We start from the raw sequence: 2,256 nt of genomic DNA, 5'->3' as shown, positions 1-2,256 counted from the left end.
CGGCCTATCTCCACCGCGGCCGCATCGGTAGGCTCTGACTACGATTGTTAGCATCCAGTGCGAATTTAGCCTCCATTGAGCACGTGACCGGCGAAAATCTGAGCGCAGCGCTTCTTATAGATCCGGCACGAAAATATTTCGTAATGTTCAGTTGTGATGCGATTTCTCGGGAATGGAAAGGGAAGGTGCGCGCAAGCAATCCTCTGAGGCTCTTTTAGAACGTCGCGAACCGGTGATCCGACTCCTCCGAAAGGGGAAGGGAGTAATGCGGATTGTCGAGCCGACGGCACGATTAAGGACGCAACGGTCAAGCGCTACTTCTACGAAACGCACGCCGAGTTGCGAATGCGTCTCAACGACTTTGTCACCGCATACAATTTTGCGCGCCGCTTGAAGACGCTCAAAGGCCTCACGCCTTTCGAGTCATGTGTAGGCTCTGGACGAAGGAGCCCGAGAGATTGATCCTCGACCCGCTCCATCACATGCCGGGACGAAACACCTAGGCAGCGACGATCTTTGCGGCCCCTGGCCATTACTCGGCACGGGCGGTCCTTTGAAAGGTCGCCTGAACCTTGGCGGCCAATTCGTCGAGCGTGAATGGCTTGCGTAGAACTTCCGTATTCGGCGCCAACTGCAATGTTTCCGCTGACTTCCCCGCATATCCGGTGATGAGCAAGATCGGCAAATTAGGGTGTGCAGCTCGAGCAGCTTCAGCCAATTGAAGTCCGCTCAACCCGGGGAGGCCCACATCGCTGATCAGTAGGTCCAACGGCTCGCCCGACTCTATTATTTTCAATCCAGCCGGCCCATCGCCGGCTTCGATCGTAACGCAGCCGATTTCGGTAAGCGTCCCGACAATTTGAGAGCGCACCTCCTCTTGATCCTCAACGACCAGAATCTTTCCTCGATGCCCCGCGCAAGGAGAATCAATCGACTCTACGCTCGGCAGGTCTTCGGCGGCTGGGCAGGGAATCGGGGCGTGTGCCGGCAAGTAAATTCGCGCGCGGGTCCCCTCGCCGGGGGCGCTTTCGATCCGCACAAGCCCGCCCGATTGTTTGACGAAGCCGTAAACCTGCGACAAGCCCAAACCCGTTCCCTGGCCTATCGGCTTTGTCGTGAAGAAAGGTTCGAAAACGCGGCCGAGTAGATCATGGCTGATGCCCACGCCGCTGTCCGTCACCTCGATCTCGACATAGTCTCCAGGCTGCAGATCCGGATCGGAAAGCTCGGTCGTCAAAGTCCGATCGGCCGTGGTGATTTTGAGCACACCGCCTAGCGGCATGGCGTCTCGCGCATTAATCGCCAAATTCAACAAGGCGCTCTCGAGCTGAGACGGGTCGCAGGTCACCCTCCAGCGGTGGAGCCCCAAGCATAGATCCAGGTCGATTTGGGGGCCCAACGTCCGCCTCAGCATCTCCTCCATACCTGCGACGAGCTTGTTGGGCTCGACCTCACGAGGTAGCAATGTCTGCCGGCGCGAGAACGCCAACATTCGGTTGGTGAGGCTGGAAGCGGTGTTCGAGGCTTTCCGTATCGCTTCGAGGGGGCGATCTATCGCGTTTGCGCGACCAAGCGCAATTTGGCGCTCGATGACATTAAGGGAGCCGACGATGACCTGAAGCACGTTATTGAAGTCGTGCGCGATGCCGCCGGTCAGCTGGCCTAGCGCTTCCATTTTTTGCGCATGCGCCAGCCGCTCCTCGCTCGCAAGCAGCGCCGCATTGGCGTGACGCAGCTGCTCCACAGAAGGAAGGGCGAGAAAATTCGGTAAAGACCACCATAACGCGACCGCCGTTGCTATGGAGGCTATCGCCGTCGCCGCTTTGACAAGTCCCTGCAGGCCGTAGAGCGGGGCCCATAGGGTGAAAAGGTCCAGCCAATGAGTCGTGCCGCAGAGCAGGATAAAGGCGGCGAACAACCATAACAGCGGTCGAAAGACGAGATCGCTTCGCCGCTTTCCCACGATGAGGAGCGTCAGCGGGATCGAGAAATAGGCCAGCGCGATAATGGTGTCGGAAACCGCATAAAGCCAGATCAGTCCCGGTTCCCACAGTAAGCAGTATCCATGGGGCGATAGGCCAGACGTGTCAAAGAGCCACTCGCTCAGTGCGGACAGGCGTTGTCACGTTAACGGCTGGGTAGCGCTTTTGGGCCGACAAGGGCGGACATGACCCAGCCGCCCGTGAGCTACAAACGCCATCGTTTCCCGCCGGAGATCATCGCCCACGCCGTCTGGCTCTATTTCCGGTTCCCGCT

At 58.5% G+C, this 2,256-nt stretch carries 1 protein-coding gene and 2 pseudogenes; 2 read left to right on the top strand and 1 reads right to left on the bottom strand.

All coding sequences use genetic code 11. From position 1 onward, the window contains the following. Positions 1 to 276: 276 nt before the first annotated feature. Positions 277 to 503 (top strand): annotated as a pseudogene (locus ACR652_RS06775) (IS3 family transposase); the annotation flags it as partial. 29 nt (positions 504 to 532) lie between these two features. On the opposite strand, the gene ACR652_RS06770 reads toward ACR652_RS06775, so the two are convergent. Beyond that, complete coding sequence (locus tag ACR652_RS06770) at positions 533 to 1,918, bottom strand: ATP-binding protein (protein WP_434505760.1); 1,386 nt, start codon at positions 1,916 to 1,918, stop codon at positions 533 to 535. A gap of 249 nt (positions 1,919 to 2,167) precedes the next feature. Here ACR652_RS06770 and ACR652_RS06765 point away from each other — a divergent pair. After that, a pseudogene (locus tag ACR652_RS06765) lies at positions 2,168 to 2,256 on the top strand (IS6 family transposase); the annotation flags it as partial.

Source organism: Methylocystis sp., assembly GCF_051061225.1.
GTDB lineage: Bacteria > Pseudomonadota > Alphaproteobacteria > Rhizobiales > Beijerinckiaceae > Methylocystis.
Note: the sequence above shows the minus strand (reverse complement) of the source record. Positions and strands in the feature narration are given on the sequence as shown.